18 protein-coding genes are annotated in these 19,427 nt (G+C 70.4%); 6 read left to right on the top strand and 12 right to left on the bottom strand.

All coding sequences use genetic code 11. From position 1 onward, the window contains the following. Positions 1–40: 40 nt before the first annotated feature. Complete coding sequence (locus ACFO0C_RS30750) at positions 41–1,006, bottom strand: alpha/beta hydrolase (protein ID WP_378070209.1); 966 nt, start codon at positions 1,004–1,006, stop codon at positions 41–43. A gap of 135 nt (positions 1,007–1,141) precedes the next feature. Then, positions 1,142–1,405, bottom strand: a complete 264-nt coding sequence (locus ACFO0C_RS30745; protein WP_378070208.1) for a hypothetical protein — start codon at positions 1,403–1,405, stop codon at positions 1,142–1,144. A gap of 192 nt (positions 1,406–1,597) precedes the next feature. Between ACFO0C_RS30745 and ACFO0C_RS30740 the strand changes: the two genes are divergently transcribed. Together ACFO0C_RS30740 and ACFO0C_RS30735 are read left to right on the top strand one after the other, a co-directional pair. Further along, the gene (locus tag ACFO0C_RS30740) at positions 1,598–3,337 is read left to right on the top strand and encodes a glycosyltransferase family 2 protein (protein WP_378070207.1); all 1,740 of its coding nucleotides are present in this window, start codon (positions 1,598–1,600) and stop codon (positions 3,335–3,337) included. Further along, positions 3,334–5,283: a galactose oxidase-like domain-containing protein gene (locus tag ACFO0C_RS30735; protein WP_378070206.1), complete on the top strand. Its 1,950-nt coding sequence runs from the start codon at positions 3,334–3,336 to the stop codon at positions 5,281–5,283. Before ACFO0C_RS30740 ends, ACFO0C_RS30735 begins: the two co-directional genes overlap by 4 nt. A 21-nt stretch (positions 5,284–5,304) precedes the next feature. On the opposite strand, the gene ACFO0C_RS30730 is transcribed toward ACFO0C_RS30735, so the two are convergent. From ACFO0C_RS30730 to ACFO0C_RS30720, 3 genes are read right to left on the bottom strand one after another with little or no spacing between them, the layout of a single operon-like run. After that, a complete protein-coding gene (locus ACFO0C_RS30730) occupies positions 5,305–6,306 on the bottom strand; it encodes a glycoside hydrolase family 6 protein (protein ID WP_378070205.1) in 1,002 nt (333 codons plus the stop codon). Between the two features lie 39 nt (positions 6,307–6,345). Further along, entirely contained in the window at positions 6,346–7,053 is a 708-nt protein-coding gene (locus ACFO0C_RS30725; protein WP_378070204.1) for a hypothetical protein, read from the bottom strand. After that, the gene (locus ACFO0C_RS30720; protein ID WP_378070203.1) at positions 7,046–7,621 is read right to left on the bottom strand and encodes an RNA polymerase sigma factor; all 576 of its coding nucleotides are present in this window, start codon (positions 7,619–7,621) and stop codon (positions 7,046–7,048) included. The genes ACFO0C_RS30725 and ACFO0C_RS30720 overlap by 8 nt, the downstream gene beginning before the upstream one ends. A gap of 120 nt (positions 7,622–7,741) precedes the next feature. On the opposite strand from ACFO0C_RS30720, the gene ACFO0C_RS30715 reads away from it, so the two are divergent. Next, positions 7,742–8,929: a YncE family protein gene (locus ACFO0C_RS30715; RefSeq protein ID WP_378070202.1), complete on the top strand. Its 1,188-nt coding sequence runs from the start codon at positions 7,742–7,744 to the stop codon at positions 8,927–8,929. On the opposite strand, the gene ACFO0C_RS30710 is transcribed toward ACFO0C_RS30715, so the two are convergent. Together ACFO0C_RS30710 and ACFO0C_RS30705 are read right to left on the bottom strand one after the other, a co-directional pair. Next, positions 8,912–9,526, bottom strand: coding sequence for a class I SAM-dependent methyltransferase (locus tag ACFO0C_RS30710; protein ID WP_378070201.1), 615 nt, complete (start codon positions 9,524–9,526; stop codon positions 8,912–8,914). The genes ACFO0C_RS30715 and ACFO0C_RS30710 overlap by 18 nt on opposite strands. Then, on the bottom strand, positions 9,523–10,599 hold the full coding sequence (locus ACFO0C_RS30705) for a hypothetical protein (protein ID WP_378070200.1): 1,077 nt from the start codon (positions 10,597–10,599) through the stop codon (positions 9,523–9,525). The genes ACFO0C_RS30710 and ACFO0C_RS30705 overlap by 4 nt, the downstream gene beginning before the upstream one ends. Positions 10,600–10,769: 170 nt before the next feature. Here ACFO0C_RS30705 and ACFO0C_RS30700 point away from each other — a divergent pair, with 170 nt between their 5' ends. Next, positions 10,770–11,693, top strand: a complete 924-nt coding sequence (locus ACFO0C_RS30700) for an AbfB domain-containing protein (RefSeq protein ID WP_378070199.1) — start codon at positions 10,770–10,772, stop codon at positions 11,691–11,693. Between the two features lie 51 nt (positions 11,694–11,744). On the opposite strand, the gene ACFO0C_RS30695 is transcribed toward ACFO0C_RS30700, so the two are convergent. The 4 genes from ACFO0C_RS30695 to ACFO0C_RS30680 are packed head-to-tail and all read right to left on the bottom strand — an operon-like array spanning position 11,745 to position 16,823. Continuing rightward, the gene (locus tag ACFO0C_RS30695; RefSeq protein ID WP_378070198.1) at positions 11,745–13,736 is read right to left on the bottom strand and encodes a beta-galactosidase; all 1,992 of its coding nucleotides are present in this window, start codon (positions 13,734–13,736) and stop codon (positions 11,745–11,747) included. Beyond that, the gene (locus ACFO0C_RS30690; protein ID WP_378070197.1) at positions 13,733–15,073 is read right to left on the bottom strand and encodes an ABC transporter substrate-binding protein; all 1,341 of its coding nucleotides are present in this window, start codon (positions 15,071–15,073) and stop codon (positions 13,733–13,735) included. The genes ACFO0C_RS30695 and ACFO0C_RS30690 overlap by 4 nt, the downstream gene beginning before the upstream one ends. Positions 15,074–15,090: 17 nt before the next feature. Beyond that, positions 15,091–15,960, bottom strand: coding sequence for a carbohydrate ABC transporter permease (locus ACFO0C_RS30685; RefSeq protein WP_378070196.1), 870 nt, complete (start codon positions 15,958–15,960; stop codon positions 15,091–15,093). Further along, positions 15,957–16,823: a carbohydrate ABC transporter permease gene (locus ACFO0C_RS30680; RefSeq protein ID WP_378070195.1), complete on the bottom strand. Its 867-nt coding sequence runs from the start codon at positions 16,821–16,823 to the stop codon at positions 15,957–15,959. Before ACFO0C_RS30680 ends, ACFO0C_RS30685 begins: the two co-directional genes overlap by 4 nt. 100 nt (positions 16,824–16,923) lie before the next feature. Between ACFO0C_RS30680 and ACFO0C_RS30675 the strand changes: the two genes are divergently transcribed. Both ACFO0C_RS30675 and ACFO0C_RS30670 read left to right on the top strand, forming a co-directional pair. After that, positions 16,924–17,985: a LacI family DNA-binding transcriptional regulator gene (locus ACFO0C_RS30675; RefSeq protein ID WP_378070194.1), complete on the top strand. Its 1,062-nt coding sequence runs from the start codon at positions 16,924–16,926 to the stop codon at positions 17,983–17,985. A 136-nt stretch (positions 17,986–18,121) separates the two neighbouring features. Then, a complete protein-coding gene (locus ACFO0C_RS30670; RefSeq protein ID WP_378070193.1) occupies positions 18,122–18,490 on the top strand; it encodes a spore germination protein GerW family protein in 369 nt (122 codons plus the stop codon). 86 nt (positions 18,491–18,576) lie between these two features. Here the strand turns inward: ACFO0C_RS30670 and ACFO0C_RS30665 are convergent, their stop codons facing one another. Next, a complete protein-coding gene (locus tag ACFO0C_RS30665; RefSeq protein WP_378070192.1) occupies positions 18,577–19,263 on the bottom strand; it encodes a PilZ domain-containing protein in 687 nt (228 codons plus the stop codon). Positions 19,264–19,427: the final 164 nt, after the last annotated feature.

Here is a 19,427-nt window from a genome sequence, read left to right as displayed (position 1 = left end):
CGGGGGCCGGCGACCGTGCGGCCGCCGGCTCCCGCCGAGGTCAGCTGAGGGTCAGGATCGTGTTGCTGGTGAGCAGGCCCTGGTAGTAGGTGCCACCCGGGTAGTAGGTCGCGGTGGTCGTGCCGGCCACGGCGTCCAGCGCCCAGTTGATGGCGAAGGTCTGCAGCGCGGTGACGTTCGCCGCCTTCGAGGTGCCGCCGAGCAGGGTGCAGAGCCAGTTGGTGGTGGCGCCCTCGGCGTCGCAGTGCGAACCGGTGACCAGCCGCACCCCGAGGAACGGACGGTCGATCCGGTTGACCAGCTCGACGGTGCCGCTGGCGTTGCCGTTGGACGAGTACGGCGGCGACGAGATCGCGGTGATCGGCAGCGAGGTGCCGGCCAGCCCGGTCAGGGCGTCCGCCATGTTGGTGCCCGACGGCGACTTCACCGGGTCGAGCAGCTGCAGATATTTCAGGTTCGCGAAAGCGGCCGGGAACGTGGTGCGCAGCCGGTTCGCCATGTAGGTGACGGCGTCGCCACCGGCCGAGTGCCCGGCCAGCACGTACTTGGCAGGCAGGGTGCTGCCGGACCGCCCGGCCGTGGTGGCGGCCGCCGCGTAGCTGGTGGCGAGCTGCTTCGTCGAGGTGGTGGCCTCGCCGATCCAGGCCGTCACGTTGTTCAGGAACGCGGTGTTGTCGCCCTGGTTGCTGACCGTGCAGCCGCTGGAGTTGGTCGACGGCAGGGTCGGGGTGAAGACCAGGAAGCCCGCTGCCTGATATTTGCGGGCCAGCGCGGCGACGTTGCTGTTCGAGCGGGAGAAGCCGTGCTGGAGGAAGACCAGGGCCTTCGGGCTGGTGGTGTCGGGGAAGAACCAGTCGGCGTCCTGGGTGTAGGTGGACGTGCCGCACAGGACGGTGATGTCGCCGTCGACCTCGGCGGTGGCGGCCTGCGCGGTGGCCGGGGTGACGGCGAGGACTGCTGTGGACAACACGAGCGCCGCGACGACGCGGCGCAGGGACAGGGACACGGGACCTCCAGTGGTCAGCCGTAACACTCTCCGAAACAGTGTTTCCATTAGCATTCATCGATGTCGCTCTGTCAAGGCGAGGACACGAAAAAGCCCGGCTCCCCAGGGAGCCGGGCTTTTCACTGCAAACAGGGGTCAGTCGTCGTATCCCGGCACAGTGAGCGGGTGACGCTCCTCGTCACGCGCGGCGATGCCGGCCATCGAACGCACGTACTGCCGCCGGGTGATCTCCCCGTCCATGAGCTGAGCGCAGAGCACACCTTCGAGACTCTCCGGGGCGAAGAGAGCCTCGGGGATGGCCGGCGACTCCGCCTCGGCAGACGCGTCCGCACGCACCCCACGCACCGCGAGCACGCAGGCGGCGGCCAGGACCAGGATGAGCAGGGACAGGATCAGCATCGCCACCGCCTTGTCGGGTCATCGCGGGGCGTTCGTGCCCCACCTGACAGAGAGAACGGATCACAGGGCGTGTCGGTTCGACGATTTCTGTCACTGACCGCAACGAAGTTCCGGGCCTCAGACCGCTATGACACGACACGAACGAGGTACGACGTATGCCCGGATTTTACGAATTCTCGCTATCTTGCCTTGGTGCCCGGAAAGAGTGCTGTATCCCGTCTGCCGGATTACCACGGCTTCAGCCGGCTCGCCGGTGACGCCGAACCCGTCCCGGAAGGCGACGACTACCGGGTCCGGTTGCGTCCACTGTCCCGTCGCCGGCCGATCCGGTCGGTGCTGATCGCGGTCTTCGCGTTCGCCTTCGAGGCCACCTTCTTCGGGTGGCTGCTCTCCTCGGTCGAACTCCCCGACCGGCGGATGCAGACCGGGCTGTTCCTCGCCACCGCGTTCATGATCGTGGCGATCGCGCTGATCGAGCTCTTCCGTCTGGTCAACGTGGTGACCCTGTGCCTGGCCACTCTCCAGGCCCGGGATCCGGTGCCGGTGCCGCCGGACGAGCGGCTGCGGGTGGCGTTCCTGACCACGATCGTGCCCGGCAAGGAGCCGATCGAGATGGTCGAGAACACGCTGCGCGCCGCCATGCGGATCCGGCATCCCGGCCGGTTCGACGTGTGGCTGCTCGACGAGGGCGACGATCCCGAGGTCCGGGCCATGTGCCGCCGGGTGGGCGCCTACCACTTCACCCGCAAGGGCGCCCCGGCGTGGAACACCGCGTCCGGGCCGTTCAAGGCGAAGACCAAGCACGGCAACTACAACTCGTGGATGGACCGGCACGGCGAACGGTACGACGTGTTCGTCTCGGTCGACCCGGACCACGTGCCGCTGCCGAACTTCTGCGAGCGGCTGCTCGGCTGGTTCCGTGACCCGGACGTGGCCTTCGTGATCGGCCCGCAGATCTACGGCAACTACGACAACGTGATCACCCGCTGGGCCGAGTCACAGCAGTACCTGTTCCACTCGCTGCTGCAGCGGGCCGGCAACCGGCTCGGCATCCCGATGCTGGTCGGCACCAACAACGCGGTCCGCATCGCGGCACTCCGGCAGATCGGCGGTCTCCAGGACTCGATCACCGAGGACATGGCGACCAGTCTCGCCCAGCACGCCGCCCGCAATCCGGAGACCGGCAACCGGTGGAGCTCGGTCTACACACCGGACGTGCTGGCCGTCGGCGAGGGACCGTCGTCGTGGACCGACTACTTCAGCCAGCAGCACCGCTGGTCACGTGGCACCGACGAGGTGTTCGTGGCCGGGTTCGCCCGGATGGTCCGGCGGCTCGGTGTGCTGCGCACCCTGCACTATTCGCTACTCATGGCCTACTACCCGCTGACCGCGGTCGCCTGGCTGCTCGGCGCGGCCACCGCCGCCCTGCACGTGGTGCTGGGCGTCAAGGGTGTGCAGGTCCCGCAGCAGGTGTGGCTGATGCTCTACGTGGACGCCGCCCTCTTCCAGGTCGGCCTCTACCTGTGGAACCGGCGGCACAACGTCAGCCCGCACGAGGAGGCCGGATCGTCCGGTCTGACCGGCATGCTGCTGTCCACGCTGTGCGCGCCGATCTACGTCACCTCGTTCGTGCAGGCCCTGCTCCGCAGGCGGGCCGGCTTCGTGGTGACGCCGAAGGGTGACTCGGCCAGCCCTGACCGGCTGCTCACCTTCCGTACCCATCTGCGGTGGGCGGCCTTCTTCGCCGTCCTGCTGGCCGTGGCCGCGGTGACCGGCCACGCGCACGGGTTCATGTGGTTGTGGCCCTCGCTCAATCTGGCCCTCTGCCTGACCCCGCCGGCGATCTGGGCGTTGCAGACGCTCGGCCGCACTCCCATCCAGACCGTCACCGAAGACGACAAGGAATCCGTGATGATCGAGATCGCCGCATGACTGCGCGACGACGTCCCACCCTGGCACGCAGGCTGTTCACGATGGCGGTGACGCTGCCCCTGATGGCGGGCGTCGCCGTGGTGAACCGGCCGATCGTGGTGTTCGCCGCCGAGCGGTTCCACGAGTTCAGCATCAACCGGCCGTCCTACAAGCAGCAGTTCGGCCACTGGTCGCTGCTGGACGTCCCGGCCAAGTTCCGGATCAACGCGATCCACGCCGCGCTGCTGCGCACCGGGAAGGTCCTGATCGTCGCCGGGTCCGGTAACAACCGGGAGAACTTCGAGGCCGGCACGTTCCGGACGATCCTGTGGGACCCGCGCACCGACGCGTTCAAGAACATCCCGACACCGACCGACCTGTTCTGTGGCGGGCACACGTTCCTGCCCAACGGGAACCTGCTGGTCGCGGGCGGCACCAAGTCGTACGAGGTGCTGGAGGCGGACATCCGGAACGCCGCCGGCGTCATGAAGATCAAGAACGAGTCGCCGGACAACGGGGCGCGCACGTTCGCCAAGGGCACCCGGCTGCTCGGCAAGGACGGCCGGGCCTACCTGACCCGGGCCGAGGTGATCGTCCCGGCGGCCGCCAAGATGTCGCACGGCGGGAAGACGATGGTGCACGCCGGCGAGGCCGAGGTGTGGGTGGACGCCGCCGAGGCGGGCGACGCCCCGATCGTCACGGAACCCGCCCAGTACGCGATCGACGGCCTGACCGGCGCCGACGCGAACAACCTCTACGGCATCGCCGACAAGATCACCCGCGAGAAGCAGGAGTACGGCGGGGACAACACGTCCTACGAGTTCGACCCGGTCAGCGAGCGCTACGTGCGCACCGGCGACATGGTGCGGCACCGCTGGTACCCGACCCTGTCGACGATGCCGAACGGCGACGTCATGGCGGTGTCCGGGCTGGACGAGTTCGGCCGGATGCTGCCCGGTGTCAACGAGCGCTACAAGGTGGCGCAGCGAAAGTGGGTGGCCGCACCCGAGCTGCAGCGGGTCTTCCCCACCTATCCGGCGCTGTTCCTCACCCAGGACGAGCGGCTCTTCTTCTCCGGCTCGAACGCCGGCTACGGTTCCGATACCGAGGGCCGTACGCCCGGGCTGTGGGATGTCGAGAAGAACAAGTTCCAGATCGTCCCGGGCCTCGACGATCCGGGGATGACCGAGACCAGCGCCTCGGTGATGCTGCCGCCGGCCCAGGACCAGAAGGTGATGATCATGGGTGGTGGTGAGGTCGGTGACTCGCCGGTCTCCACCTCCCGGACCGCGATCGCCGACCTGGACGACGCCGAACCCCGCTACCGGCGCGGACCGGACCTGCCGGCGCCGACCCGGTACCTCAACACCGTGGTCCTGCCCGACGACACCGTGTTCACCACGGGTGGCTCGTCCGGCTACCGGGGCGGGCCCTACCAGGGGGAGAACCGCAGTGACCTGCTGACCGCGCACCTCTACGACCCGCGGCGCGAGGTGTTCCACGAGGCGGCCGCGCCCACGGTGGGCCGCAACTACCACTCCGAGGCGCTGCTGCTGCCGGACGGGCGGGTGGTCACCATGGGCAGCGACCCGATCTACGACACCACCGGCGAGAACCCCGGCAGCTTCGAGCAGCGGATCGAAATCTACAGCCCGCCCTACCTGTTCCAGGGCGATCGGCCGGCGCTCGGCGGCGGGCCGCGGACGGTGAAGCGGGGGCGCAGTGCCGCCTACGCGACGGCCGACGCCGGCCGGATCACCGGGGCACGACTGGTCCGGCCGAGCGCCGTCACCCACGGGACCGATGTCGATCAGCGGTCGATCGAGCTGGGCGTACGCCGTACCCCCGGCGGTGTGACAGTGCAGATCCCCGCCGGGGCCGGCCTGGTCCCGTCCGGCTGGTACATGCTGTTCCTGACCGACGACAAGGGTGTGCCGTCCCCGGCCCGCTGGGTCCGGGTGCTGTAGCGGTCAGCTGGTGGCGAGCCCTCAGTTGGTGGCGAGCCCGAGTGCGTACTCGGGCCACCACTGACCGGCCGGCGGGGCGTCCGGCAGGCACGCCCCGTCGGACTCCCCCGGCCGTTTCACCCACAGGAAGGCGTCGACCCGGGGCGTCCCGGTCCGTGCGGTCGGTGCCGGCCCGAGCGCCCGCCCCGGCGGGTTGCACCAGTGCCCGTCGGAGTTGCGCCCGTCGACCGGTGCCGGTCCGTTGCCGTTGCGGCTGGTGTCGATGACGAACGGCTTGCCTCCGAGACGGTCGGAGACGGCGGTGCCGTACGCCACGTTGTCCTCGGTCGTCTCGAAGTTGGCCACGTTGAGACTGAACCCGTCGGCGTCGCCCACCCCGGCCTCCAGCAGGGTCGAGGCCACCCGGTCGACGTCCTTGATCCAGCCGGGGTTGCCGGCGTCCAGGTAGACCTTGACCGCGGGCCCCTGCTTGAACGCCCGGATCGCCTCGCCGAGCAGGGTGAGCCGCTCCCGCGCGGCCGGCCCGTCGACGCAGGCGTCGATCACGTGCGGGACCGCGTCCGGTTCGAGCACGACGATCGCCGGCGCGGTGCGGACGATCGCCGCCAGCTCGCCGATCCACGTCCGGTAGGTGGCGGCGTCCGGCGCGCCACCGCCGGAGTGGCCGCCGCAGTCCCTTTCCGGCACCCAGTAGGGCACCACCACCGGTGTCCGCCCGGCCGCCGTGGCCGCGGTGATCAGCCGCCGCACCCGGTCCTGGTAGCCGGGTTTGCCGTCGGCGAACCAGACCGCGTTCGGCGAGTCGGCGATCCGCCGCAGCGCCTCCGCGTCCGCGTCGCGCCCCTGCGCCTTCCAGGCCTCCACCTGCCGGACGGCCGGCGCGTTCGACTCCACGTAGAACCCGGCGGAGCCGGTCGCCGACGGCTGGACCGGCGGGGTCGGCGCGGGGTCGGAGGGCCCGGAGGTGCAGCCGCCGAGAGCGACCACGGTCGCCAGGCAGCAGAGCGCAGGAAGATTTCTCATCCGGACGAACGGTACCGACCGCGCATACCCGATCGTGGGTCAGCGCACCGACCGTGCCACCGCAATCGCCTCTTCGAGTGTCGGAATTCCCTCCAACCGGTAGGTGACCGTGTCCGTCGCCCAGATCAGCGTCGGCCCGGCCAGGCGTGCGGTCGCGGTCCGCGGCACGCCGTCGCGGCCCACATAGGTCACCGGATGCGGGCCCGGCAGCCAGGCCGCGCCGGCACTCCCCTCGACCTCCACGAACCGCGCGTCCGGTGCGGTCTTGAAGAACGTGGTGTCGAGCCGCCCGTCGAACTCGTCCAGCCGCACGGTGCCACCGCGGTAGATCAGCGTGACCACGCGCGGGTGCCCGTAGGTGTCCGGATCTGATCGCTGCACCTCGTCCGGTTCGCCCAGCATCGACGGGACCCCCACGGGAAAGGCGGCCGAGGCGGTCGCCGACGGCAGCGCGCTCGGGGTGACGGGGAGGGCCTGCCGGGGCGGCTCACGGCGTACCTCCACACCGGCGACGCGCAGAAGGTCACCGACCACCTCGACCACCGCGGCCCTCGCCGGCGCCACCACCGCGACCGCCGCGATCAGCGCGGCCACCGCGGCCGCCACCCACACCCGGACGCGGCGCGGCTTCCGGCCGGGCGCCGCGAGGCGCTCCCGCACCGTCGTCCTCAGATCAACCTCGGGGGGTACGGCCAGACGGTCCCCCAGCTCACGCAACTCGGCGACCAGGTCCTCGGGCTCAGGCACCGGTCACCCCCTGCGGCAGCCGGTCCCGCAGTCGCGCCAGCGCCCGCGCGGTCCGTGACTTCACCGTCCCCTTCGGCAGCCCGAGCGTGACCGCGGTCTCGGCCTCGGACAGGTCGAGCAGGTAGCGGCAGAGCAGCACCTCACGATCCCGGTCGTCGAGCGAGCGCAACTGCTCGACGAGCAGCCGGCGCCGTTCGCGGGCCATCGCCGACTCGGCCGGGTCGGGTTCGAACCGCAGCGGGTCCTCGCGCACCGCGGCCCGCAGCCACAGCCCCTCGCGGCGGCGCCGGGACCGCACCAGATTGCGGGTCTCGTTGGCCACGATCGCCAGCAGCCACGCCTTGAACCCGGCCTCGCCCCGGAACCGGCCCAACTGCCGGTACGCCTTCACGAACGCCTCCTGCACCACGTCGTCCACGTCCGCCCCGGCACCGAGCAGCATGGCCGCCCGTTGCGCGGGCACGGTGAACCGCACGACCAGGACCTCGTACGCGTCCAGGTCACCGGCCCTGGCCCGGGCCACCGCGGCCGCCTCGTCGATGTCGATGTCCGCCCCCTCCGCCGACACCCTAGAGACACCGCCCACCCGAGATCGGTTCCCGCTGACTCCCACCGCTGTCTCCGGCGGCGTGAGACAGCGGAGGGAGCCTGCCGGGAACCCGATACCGGTGGGCGGTGTCACCTGTGCATGACGACCCGCCGCAACGTTCTGATGCTCGCCGGATCCGCGCTCGTCCTGGCCGGCTGCCGGGAGACCGCGAAACCCGCCGCCATCGCTCCCGACGTGCTGCTCGCCGAGTCGGACCGGGGGCTGCTCCGCCTGGCGCCGGCCGGGGAGCAGGTACTCGGCGCGGCCGCGGCCACCTTCGACGGCTCGTACCTGTACGCGGCCCGGCCCGGAACCCTGGACCGGGTCGACCCGGCGAGCGGGACGGCCCTGGGTAACACGGCACTGGCCGACGGCTGGATCCCGCGGGTCGTCTCCTCCGACGGCCGGGTGTGCGCGCTGAGCCGGACGGGGGCCTCCGGCCGGCCCGCCGCGCGCACCCGGACCAGACTCCTGATCACCGCCCCGGGCGGGCAGACCGAGCGGGACCTGGCCGGGGTGATCGAGCCGGACGCGTTCACCTCCGACGGCACCGGCCTGTTCGTGCTGGAGTGGCTGCCGGCGGCCGCGCCCGACCACTACCGGGTCCGGCTGCTCGACCTGGCGACCGGGGAGGTGCAGCCGCTCAACACGCGGGACAAGACCCCGGTGCCGCCGGGCGCCGAGGAGGAGATGCGCGGTGACGGGCGGCAGGCGGTGCTGTCGGCCGACCGGACCATGCTGTTCACGCTCTACACCCACCAGCCCGGTCACCGGCACACCCGCGATCTGCTGTCCGGGCGGCCGGGCGGCGCACACGCGTTCGTGCACGTGCTGCACCTGATCGAGCGGTGGGCGTACTGCCTCGATCTGCCCCATCCGTTCGGCGAGGGACCGGCCGCCGGGCACGCCCTGGCCGCGGATGGGCGCACCCTGTTCGTGGCCGACCTGAACTCGGGGAAGCTGGCCTACGCGAGCCCGTCGTCGCTGGCGATCGAGCGGGTCGTCGACGTGCCACCGGTCGCGGGGTCGCAGGCCGCGCTGGCGCTGACCACCGACGGCCGGATCCTGGTCGGTGCCGGCGGTGTCACCGTGCTGGACCGGGCCTCCGGGCGGCGGACGGGCCGCTGGGAGTTGCCGGAGCCGGTCCGCGGGCTGGCCCTGAGCCGGGACGGCAGGCGCCTCTACGCCGGTGGGACCGGCCGGGTGACCTGGCTGGACGCCGGCACCGGTACCCGCTCCGGTGAGGTGGCCGCCGCCGGCCTCACCGCCTTACGCCACGTCGTCTGACCGCCGCATCACGTCGAGGAGGAACCACTCGTCCTCGTGGTGCACGACGTGCTCCAGGCCGGCGGTGACGAGGAGGGCGGCATGCGCGTTGAAGCCGTCGTAGCTGCCGCCGGTCCGCCGGTCACGGAAGTGCACCGCGACCAGGTCACCGCCCGGCTCGAGGCGCTGGACCAGGCCGTCGAGGGTGGCCGTCAGGTCGGCGCCGGACAGGTAGTAGAGCAGGTCGCCGATGACCACCAGATCGAAGACACCGTCGGGCAGGTCGGCCGGCAGCTCGGCCCGCTCGACCCGCACGTTCGGCAGGTCCGCGGTGTTCTGCCGGGCCAGCTCGACGGCCTCGGGGACGCTGTCGGTGGTGAGCACCTCGTCGCAGCGCCCGGCGAGCATCCGGCTGAGCGTGCCGATCGAGGCGCCCGGCTCGTAGCAGCGCCGGTACCGCTCGCGGGGCAGACTGGCCACGGTGACCGCGAACTTGCGCAGGTCGTGCCACTTGGTGGCCACGTCCCACGGGTCGTCCTTGGCCTCGTAGAGCCCGATGAAGTGGTCCAGGGAGACCGAGGTCTCGGGTGGGGCCGCGTCGCCAGCTGCTCGTGTCACTCGGCGATTGTGCCCCCGTCCCCGCCCTCGGCCACGATCAGGGTGCCGACGCCGTTCTCCGCGACGATCTCGACGCCGCCGTCGCCACCGCCGGCCGTGAACCGGCTGCCCCTGTTGACGCCCTGCTTCCGGTCGCCGTAGAGGTCGACCACACCGGCGCCGCGTTCCAGGACGGCCTCGACCGGGGCCCGGCCACCGGTGCTGACCCGCCAGTCCCGGACACCTCCGGTCATCGAGACCGGCACGACCGCGTCCTGGCGGGGCAGCGCGAGGTCGATCTCGGCCGCGCCACCGACGAGGTCGACCCGGCCGACGGCCGCACCGGTGAGATCGATCGACGCGGTACGCACGCCGCCGAGCATCAGCACCGACCAGGTGACGTCCGGGCTGAGCACCACGTTGACCTCGGCGGTGCCGGGGTCGGCGCCGTCGTCGACGAAGACCCGCACGGTGCCGTCGCGCACCTCGGTCCGGGTGCTGATGCCGCTGCCGACCGGGCTGGTCACCTGGAACCAGTCGTCGCCGGTGTCGCCGATCCGTACGTCGAGGGCGGTGGTGCCGTCGGCCAGCTCGAAGGTCGCCCGGTCCGGCGCCTCGCCGACGGGTGCGCTGGTCTCGATCGCGACCGGAGGCTGATCGGCCGGGGTCTCGGCGGGCGCGGTGGCCGGCGGGACGGTCAGGACCGGACCGGCGGTCGGCTCGGTGGGACGGGTCGCGTAGTAGGCGAGCCCACCGGCCGCCAGGATCGCGGCGACCAGGACCACGATCGGCTTGCGGGAGGCGCGGCGGGTCCGGGTCTCGGCGAGCCGCAGCTCGACGGTGGGCCGCTGGTTGCCACGGGGCATCCACGCCGGCTCGGTGCGGACGGGCTCGGACCCCTCCGGCTCGTAGTGGTCGGCCGGCGGCCCGGCCCGGTGCGGCGCGTCGGGCCAGAACTCGGAGATGTCGGGCAGGCTCGGCCGGGCGTCGGAGGGGCTGGTGATGACCAGCTCGATGACCGCTGGCTCGTTCTCGGCCTGGCTGTCGGTGTCAGGAACGGCAGGACTGTCCACGTAGCTCTCCTCGAAGCGCACGGCAGGACTCCACGCCGGTGGTACGGATGTGAGGCCCGTTCGGTTCGATAGGAGCGCTCCCAACAAATTGGGACATCGTTACCTCTTGCCCTCAGATGCCCCGACCGTGTAGATCCTTATCGAATCCTTAAGCGATTCTGTGTGAACGATCCCCCACGGAAGCGAAATTGATGCCGGAAGACGACGCCCGTAACGGTCTGCGGGTCGGCGGCTGGATTCCGCCCTATTCACCTGGCGGCGGTCCCGCCGGGCTGACCCGGCCCACCGCACACCCCTACGCCGATTCCCCCCACCCCCGCGATTCCTTCCCCCGCCTCCGCGGCGAGTCGGCGACGAGGCCACGCCTCATCCTCGCCGCCGCCCTCTGTCTCGCGTGCGCGGCGACCGCGGCGATAGCCGTCGTCCTCGACGCCTCGCGGAGCCCCGAGCCGGTGGCCGCGGAGTTCAACTACCCGGCCGCGCCGGGCGACCCGCAGCCCCTCTTCCCACCACCCCTGGGCTCGGAAGACGTGCCGGTCAGCGTGCAGCCGTCACCCACCGACACGACACCGCCGGCCACACACAGCCGGCGATGGACGGCGCCGTCGAAGACCTCGCCGGTGGCGACGCGAACCACCACGAAACCACCCACGACGACGCGGCCCACCACCCCCCCGCCGGTCCGCCTGAGCGTCGGGTCGACCATCGGGCTGGAGGCGGCCGACCAGCCCGGCCACCGGGTCCGGCACCGCAACTACCGGGGCCGGCTGGACGCGATCAGCGCGTCCAGCAGCGCCGGGGAACGCGCCGACTCGGGCTTCCGGGTGCGCACCGGACTCGGCGACGGCAGCTGCGTGTCACTCGAATCTGTAAACTTTCCCGGGTATTATCTTCGTCATCGAAATTTCGAAATACGGCTAGACAGGAACGACGGCTCCGCGCTATTCCGTCAGGACGCCACTTTCTGTCCGGTGACGATTCGTGGGGGCGCCGCACTGGCGCTCCGATCCATCAATTACCCGCGGTACCACATGGTCGCCGACGACGACTGGCTGAGGATCGTCGAGACCACCGCGTCGAGGGCGACCGCCTTCGAGCCGCGGAGCGCGCTCTGACCGACCCCGGCCGGCCCATCCGGCCGGGGTCGGTCAGGCACCACCGCTGATCTAGCTCCTCCTGATGACGGTCACACCACGGGCCGGGAGGATCCCGGCGCCCGGCAGGGCGCCGAGGTCCACCGGCTCGTCGGTCCGGTTGATCAGGAACCAGTGGTCGCCGCGGACCGCCAGTTCGACCCGGCCGCCCAGCTCGGCGGGCAGCTCGCCGCTCACCCCGGCCGGGCCGAGCAGACCGGGCAGCAGCGTGCCGATCCCCTCCGGACCGAGACGGGTGGAGATGTACGCCGCCGACCCGGCACCGGCCCGCCGCCGGGTGACCGCCGCACGTTCCGCCTGATCCCCGGTCTTGTACCGGGCCAGCACTTCGACGTCGTCGCCGGTCACGTCGATCCGGTCGGTCCAGATCGTCCCGGTGGTGCCGTTGTCCAGCTCGACGCTCTCGTGGTCGAGCAGCGGCCCGAACTCCTCGATCCGGATGCCCAGCAGGTCGCGCAGCGCCCCCGGGTAGCCGCCCAGCCAGATGTGGTCGTTCTCGTCGACGACCGCGGAGAAGTAGGTGGTGACCAGGTGCCCGCCGGCGGTCACCCAGTCGCGCAGCCGGTCGGCCAGCGCGGCCGGGACGACGTGCAGGATCGGGGCGATCAGTACCCGGTACTCCTCCAGCGGCCCGCCCACCGGCAGCACGTCCACGCGGATGCCGGCGTCGAGCAGCGCCGTGTACCAGTCCAGCGCCTCCTGCCGGTAGCGGAGCCGCTCGGTCGGGTGCGAGTCGTGCTCGGACACCCACCACGACTCCCAGTCGAAGACGATGCCGACGGCGGCACGGCCACGATGTGAGCCGGCGATGGGCGCCAGCTCGCGCAGCCGCTCCCCCAGCCGGGCCACGTCCCGGAAGAGGTCGCTGTCGGTGCCGGCGTGCGGCAGCATCGCCGAGTGGTACTTCTCGGCGCCGGCCCGCGACTGCCGCCACTGGAAGAAGCAGACCGCGTCGGCGCCGTGCGCCACGTGCGTGAGGGAGTCCCGCTCCAGCTCGCCCGCCTTCTTGGCGACGTTGACCGGCTGCCAGTTGACCGCGCTCGTCGAGTGCTCCATCAGGAACCAGGGCCGGCCACCGGCGATGTTGCCGGTCAGGTTGGCCGAGAAGGAGAGCTCGTCGCGGGCCTGCGGGCCGGGCAGCACGTAGTGGTCGTTGGACACGAAGTCGATCTCGGCGGCCCAGTCGGCGAAGTTCATCCCCTTCGTCTCGCCCATCACCATGAAGTTCGTGGTGACCGGCACGTCGGGGGTGATCTCGCGGAGCAGGTCCCGCTCGGCGCACAGGTGGTCCTTCAGCGCGTCCGAGGAGAACCGCTTGAAGTCCAGCTGCTGCGTCGGGTTCGGGTGCGAGGCGGCCAGCCGCGGCGGCAGGACCTCCTCGAAGTCGTCGTAACGCTGGGACCAGAAGGCGGTGCCCCAGGCGTGGTTGAGCGCTTCGACGGTGCCGTAGCGCGCCCGCAGCCAGATGCGGAAGGCGGCCGCCGCGTCGTCGGAGAAGTCGTAGACGTTGTGGCAGCCCAGCTCGTTGTTGACGTGCCAGGCGACCAGCGCCGGATGGTCGGCGTAGCGGTTCGCCAGCTCACGGACCAGCCGGAGGGCGTACTCCCGGAAGACCGGCGAGGTGGGCCGCCAGTGCTGGCGGGCGCCCGGCCACAGGGTCTCACCGGTCCGCGTGACCGGCAGGATCTCCGGGTGGCTACGGGTCAGCCAGGGCGGCGGGGAGGCGGTGGCGGTGGCCAGGTCGACGCTGATCCCGCCGGCGTGCAGCAGGTCCATCACCTCGTCGAGCCAGGCGAAGTCGTACACACCGTCGCGGGGCTCGAGCCGGGCCCAGCTGAAGATGGCGAGGCTGACCACGGTGACGCCGGCGGCCCGCATGGCCCGTACGTCATCGTCCCAGACCTCGCGGGGCCATTGATCGGGGTTGTAGTCCGCGCCGAATTCCAGACGCGCCGACCCGGCGCGGCGAAGCCAGCGCCGGGTCGTCTCGTTGCTTTGTGTCATTTAACTGTGAAGCCCTGTTCCGTGCCGTACTTGATCGATGCGTCCTGCCAGGCCTTCAGACCGTCGGTCAGGCTGCTCTGGCCGATGTACGCCTTGCCGACGGTGTCGCCGTAGATGCTGTTGGCGTAGACCTGGAAGGGCAGGTACGACCAGCCGGTGACGACCTGACCGGCGGACGCGGCGAGAACCTCGTTGACCTTCTGGCCACCGAAGTACGGGAACTCCTTGCTCTGGAACTCCGGAGCGTTCAGTTCGGCGGTGGTGGCCGGGAAGGCACCCTCGGCGACGCGGCTCTTCGCGCCCTCCTCGACCGCGGCGTACTTGAGGAACGCGTACGCCAGGGTCTTGCTGGCGCCCTTCTCCGGGATGGCGAGCGAGCTGCCGCCGTTCTCCGCGGTGGCCTTGCCGCCGGCCTCCCACTGCGGCATCGGCGCGACCCGCCACTTGCCGTTCGCCGGCGCGGCGCCCTTCTCCAGGTTGCTCGGCATCCACGCGCCGGTGACCAGGGTGGCGATGGTGCCGTCGCCGAGACCCTTGTACCACTCGTCGGTCCAGCCCGGCACCGGCGAGAGCAGCTTCTTGTCGATCAGCTTCTGCCACTGCGTGGCGAACTTCTGGCTGCCCGCGTCACCGAAGTTGACCGCGACGTCAGTGCCGTTGACCTGGTACGGCTTCCCGCCCGCCTGCCAGATGAGGCTGGTGGTGAAACCGGCGTCACCGGAGTCGCTGGTGATGTACGCCTTCGGGTCGGCGGTGTGCAGCTTCTCGGCCGCGGCCGCGTACTCCTCCCAGGTGGTCGGCACCGCGATCTGGTGCTTGTCGAACACCTCCTTGTTGTAGAAGAGCGCCATCGGCCCGGAGTCGATCGGGAAGCCGTAGATCTTGTCGCCGGCGTGGACCGCGTTCCAGGTACCCGGGGTGAACGTGCCGTCTAGCGAGGCGGCGCCGTACGTGTTCAGGTCGGCGACCGACTTGGCCAGGGCGAACTGCGGGAGCGCGTAGTACTCGATCTGCGCGACGTCGGGCACACCGGTGCCGGCCGTGATCGCGTTCTGCAGGGCCGTGTACTGGTCGTTGCCCGTACCCGCGTTGGTGAGGTTGACCTTGACCTTGGGGTATTTGGTCTGGAAGTCGGCGGCGACCTTGGTGATCGTGGTGTCCCACGCCCACACGTTGATGGTGCCTCCGGCGTCCAGCGCGGCCTTGATGTCGGCCTCGGAGACGCTGGTCGGAGCGGCCGTGCCGTCCGTGCCCTCGTCCGAGCTCGAACAGCCGGTGGCCAGCAGTGTTATCGACATGGCGGCACCGATGAGCGCGCGCCGGCGGGTGATCGACATTGACGCAATCCCTTCCGTTATTGCTTGACGCTGCCCGCGGCCAGACCCGACTGCCAGTAACGCTGGAGCAGCAGGAAGGCCACGGTCAGGGGGACGATGGTGAGCAGCGATCCGGTGATCACCAGGTCGTAGACGACGTCGCCGCCGACCGTGGTGGCCTGCCGGTTCCAGGAGTAGAGACCGAGGGTGAGCGGATACAGATTGACGTTCTTCAACATGATCAGCGGCATGAAGAAGCTGTTCCAGACCATGACCAGGTTGAACAACAGCACCGTGACCAGTCCGGGCGCGAGCAGCGGCAGGGCGATCTTGAAGAAGATCCGGAACTCACCGGCGCCGTCGCACCGCGCCGATTCGAGGATCTCGGTCGGTACGGCCTCGGTGGAGTACGTCCACATCAGGTAGAGGCCGAACGGCGACACCAGCGACGGGATGATCACCGCCCACGGGGTGTCGGTGAGCCCCATCTTGGCGAACATCAGGAACGTCGGCACGGCCAGCGCGGTGGGCGGCACCGCGATCCCGCCCAGCACCACGGCGAACACCGCGCGGCGACCCTTGAAATCGAACTTGGCCAGCCCGTAGCCGGCCAGCGCGGCCAGCAGGGTCGCCCCACCGGCACCCGCCACCACATAGAAGACCGTGTTGAGCACCCAACGGCCGAAGATCCCGTCCTGGTACGCGAACGTGTCGGCGATGTTCTGGAACAGCGCGAACTCGCCGCCGAACCAGAGCCCGAAGCTGCCGAGCAGGTCGTCCTGGGTCTTCGTCGAACTGAGCACCAGCCAGACCAGCGGGAGGATCGCGTAGATCAGCACCACGCCGGTGAGCAGGGTGAGAAGCGGGCTGCGCTGTGGCTTCTTCTTCTTGATGGTCGTGACCGTCATCGCGACTCCCGCATGGCCCGCAGCTGGAAGATGTAGGCGATGATCATCGTCGAGACACCGAGCAGGAGCGCGACCGTCGCCGAGTAGTTGACCTGCTGCCCGGCGAAGGAGAGCTGGTAGGCGTAGATGTTCGGGGTGAAGTAGGTGGTGATCGAGTTCGGCGCCAGGCTGTCCAGCACCTGCGGCTCGTTGAAGAGCTGGAAGCTGCCGACGATCGAGAAGATCGTGGCCACCACCAGCGGTCCGCGCAGCGCCGGCAGCTTGATCGCCCGGATGATCCGGAACTCGCTCGCCCCGTCGATCGCCGCCGCCTCGTAGAGCGTCGCGTCGATCACCTTCAGCCCGGAGTACAGGATCAGCATGTTGTAGCCGACGTACTCCCAGGTCACGATGTTGCCGATGGTGGTGAGGATCCAGGTCGGCCCGAGCGGGTCGGGCAGGTTCAGGCCGAACGTCTCGTTGATGGTGCCGACCAGACCGAACCGGATCCCGTAGAGGAACCCGGCCATCAGGGTGGCGACCACCGACGGCACGGCGTACGGCAGGAAGATCGCGACCCGGAAGAAGGCGGCCCCGTAGAGCCGTCCGCTGTCGATCGCGAGTGCCACCAGCAGTGCCAGGCCGAGCATGATCGGGACCTGGATCAGCAGGAAGAGCCCGACTCTGGTGAGTGCCTCCCAGAACTGCGGATCGCTGAGAGCCTTGGTGTAGTTCTCCAAGCCGACGAAGGAGGTGCCGCCGACCAGTTTGGTGCGGAAGACACTGAGATATGCCGAATACGCGATAGGTGCCAGGAAGACCAGCCCGAAGACCGCGAGGAACGGACCGGTGAACTGCCACCCGATCCATGAACGACGGGTCACGCCTGCCCCCTCCCGAGGTTGTTTACGTAAACATGAGCGTCATGTTTACGTAAACATGACTGCCGTATAGTGGCACGGGCCACAAATCACGGTCAAGGAGATGATCACCATCGAACCGCCCCGGCTCCGCGCCTCCTCGGACGTCCCCGGCGGCCGTCGCAAACAGCGCGTCTCCATGGCCGACGTGGCGCGCCTCGCCGGCGTCTCCTCACAGACCGTGTCGCGTGTCGCCAACGGCTCCGCCGGCGTCATCGAAACCACCCGTGAGCAGGTGCTCGCCGCCATGAGCGAGCTCGGCTACCGACCCAACAGCGCGGCCCGCTCGCTGCGGTACGGGCGGTTCAACACGATCGGCGTCATCCTGTTCGGGCTGTCGTCGACCGGCAACAGCCGCACCGTCGAGGCGATCGCCACCCACGCCGCCGCCGAGGGCTACGCGATAACCCTCATCCCGGTCGGCGCCGCCACCCAGGACAACGTCATGGGAGCGTTCACAAGAATGGGCGAGCTCGCCGTCGACGGGGTCATCCTCATCATCGAGGTGCACCTGCTCGACGCGTCCGCCGTCGCCATCCCGCCCGGCGTCCACGTGGTCGTCGTCGACTCCGACGCCGGCGAACGCTACCCCGTCGTCGACACCGACCAGGCCGACGGGGCACAGCAGGCGGTCCGGCATCTTCTCGAGCTCGGGCACCGTACCGTCTGGCATGTCGCCGGCCCCGCCGAGTCCTACGCCGCCGAGCGGCGGGCCGGAGCCTGGCGCGGCGTCCTCGAGAAGGCCGGGCGCCCGGTTCCCGACCCCGAGCGCGGCGACTGGTCGGCCGACTCCGGCTACCACGCCGGCCTGCGCCTCGCGGCCGACCCGTCCTGTACGGCGATCTTCGCCGCCAACGATCAGATGGCCCTCGGGGTGCTCCGTGCCCTCCACGAGCGTGGCCGCCGCGTGCCCGCCGATGTCAGCGTGGTCGGGTTCGACGACATCGCGGACGCGGGATCGTATCTGCCGCCGCTGACCACCGTTCACCAGGACTTCGCCGAGGTGGGACGGCGGTGTGTGCACGCGCTGCTGCGCCAGATCCATGACGAGCCGGCCGGGGCGGGGACGGATCTGGTGCCCACCCGGCTGGTGATTCGCGGAAGCACGGGGCCGGTCGGGGGGTAGGGAACCTGGCGGCGGCTGTTGCGGGCGGCGGACAACCGTCGAGGCCGCAGAGCCGGGCATCGCCGGGATCGGTACTGCGGCGATCGACCGCTTGGCGGACCCTGGGTGGAGACTCCCGACACGAAAGGCTACTTTCATGCCGTCGAAACTCAGCGCCACCGAGATCCTCGACCGGGCCCGCACGGGCATGACCACGGCCGGCCGTGTCTTCGGTGAACCCATCGAACGAGACGGAGTCACCGTCGTACCGGTGGCCGTCATCCGCGGAGGCGGCGGGGCAGGAGCGGGAAGTGGCACTCCCGCGGACAGCGACCAGGTCGAAGGCGAGGGCTCCGGAGCCGGTTTCGGCTTCTCCGCCCGTCCCGCCGGCGTCTACGTCATCCGCAACGGCGACGTCCTGTGGCGCCCGGCGCTGAACGTCAACCAGATCATCGCCGGCGGCCAGATCCTGGGCGTCGTCGCCCTGCTCGTCGCCGGTTCGGTACTCCGCCGCCGGCACCGCTGACACCACCCGGGCCCGGGCCGCGGCAACCTCCGGACGAGTCCGGGCCACGATCAGGCCCGGACTCGGCGTCCTGGTGAGCGGAGCGGTCAGGAGGTCCGCTTGTTGCGGCGACGCTCGCCGATCTCCCAGGCCAGGATGTACTGGCGGATGGTGCGGGCCAGTTCCTCCTTCGTGTCGAAGGTGAGGATCAGGTGCTGGCCGGGGTCGCCGTGCGGGGCGTCGCGCACGTTGTGGACGATGCCGCTGAGTTTGGCTTCGGCCGTGCCGAGCCACACCGTCGCCTCGACCCGGTCCCCCTGGGTGAGGGAGGTCGCCTCGTCGATCCAGCAGCGGAGGCCGCCTTCGCTGATGTCCAGCAGGACGCCTTCGGCGGGCTGGCCGCTGACCTCGGCTTCGAGGCGGACCACGGCACCGGCGCCGCCACGGACGAACTCGCGTCGGTTGTCGTGCCGGGGCGCGCCCGACGGGGTGAGGATCCAGCGGAGCGGGGCGCTACCGGACACCACGACGAGGCGGCAGGGGAGCACCACGCGGGTCCGCGGTGGCACCCAGAAGACCTCGAACTCCTGACCGGGCTCGAACATCGCGAGTCCGGTCGTCTCCAGCGGCGCGGCCACACTGAACGTGTCCCCGTCGATCGACTCCAGTTTCGAGCGGAGGTTCACGCCGTCGCCGAGGACCAGGAAGACCGGGTCGCCGATGGCGGGGAGCTCGACACCGGCCAATCCTCCAGCGCCTGGTACCGACATCACTCCGGCTGCACCGTTGCTCATCATTCACCTCTCCGGGATACCCGCTCACTGCTGGACGGGTCGGCCTTCCTCATCGGCAGCCCGGAGCCGTACGTGAACATCCCGGAAGGACCACCACGTGTGACGGCCCTCCCGGGTCGGTCGTCAGGGGCGGGGGGTTGGTGGATGCGGCGATCCGCCGGAAA

It is taken from the genome of Actinoplanes subglobosus (assembly GCF_042650585.1).
GTDB lineage: Bacteria > Actinomycetota > Actinomycetes > Mycobacteriales > Micromonosporaceae > Actinoplanes > Actinoplanes subglobosus.
Note: the sequence above shows the minus strand (reverse complement) of the source record. Positions and strands in the feature narration are given on the sequence as shown.

Coding starts and splice junctions, on each gene's coding strand:
- ACFO0C_RS30745 (WP_378070208.1), bottom strand. CDS start 1,405: ATGCTGATCCTGTCCCTGCTCATCCTGGTCCTGGCCGCCGCCTGCGTG.
- ACFO0C_RS30735 (WP_378070206.1), top strand. CDS start 3,334: ATGACTGCGCGACGACGTCCCACCCTGGCACGCAGGCTGTTCACGATG.
- ACFO0C_RS30730 (WP_378070205.1), bottom strand. CDS start 6,306: ATGAGAAATCTTCCTGCGCTCTGCTGCCTGGCGACCGTGGTCGCTCTC.
- ACFO0C_RS30715 (WP_378070202.1), top strand. CDS start 7,742: ATGACGACCCGCCGCAACGTTCTGATGCTCGCCGGATCCGCGCTCGTC.
- ACFO0C_RS30700 (WP_378070199.1), top strand. CDS start 10,770: ATGCCGGAAGACGACGCCCGTAACGGTCTGCGGGTCGGCGGCTGGATT.
- ACFO0C_RS30695 (WP_378070198.1), bottom strand. CDS start 13,736: ATGACACAAAGCAACGAGACGACCCGGCGCTGGCTTCGCCGCGCCGGG.
- ACFO0C_RS30690 (WP_378070197.1), bottom strand. CDS start 15,073: ATGTCGATCACCCGCCGGCGCGCGCTCATCGGTGCCGCCATGTCGATA.
- ACFO0C_RS30685 (WP_378070196.1), bottom strand. CDS start 15,960: ATGACGGTCACGACCATCAAGAAGAAGAAGCCACAGCGCAGCCCGCTT.
- ACFO0C_RS30675 (WP_378070194.1), top strand. CDS start 16,924: ATGATCACCATCGAACCGCCCCGGCTCCGCGCCTCCTCGGACGTCCCC.
- ACFO0C_RS30670 (WP_378070193.1), top strand. CDS start 18,122: ATGCCGTCGAAACTCAGCGCCACCGAGATCCTCGACCGGGCCCGCACG.
- ACFO0C_RS30665 (WP_378070192.1), bottom strand. CDS start 19,263: ATGAGCAACGGTGCAGCCGGAGTGATGTCGGTACCAGGCGCTGGAGGA.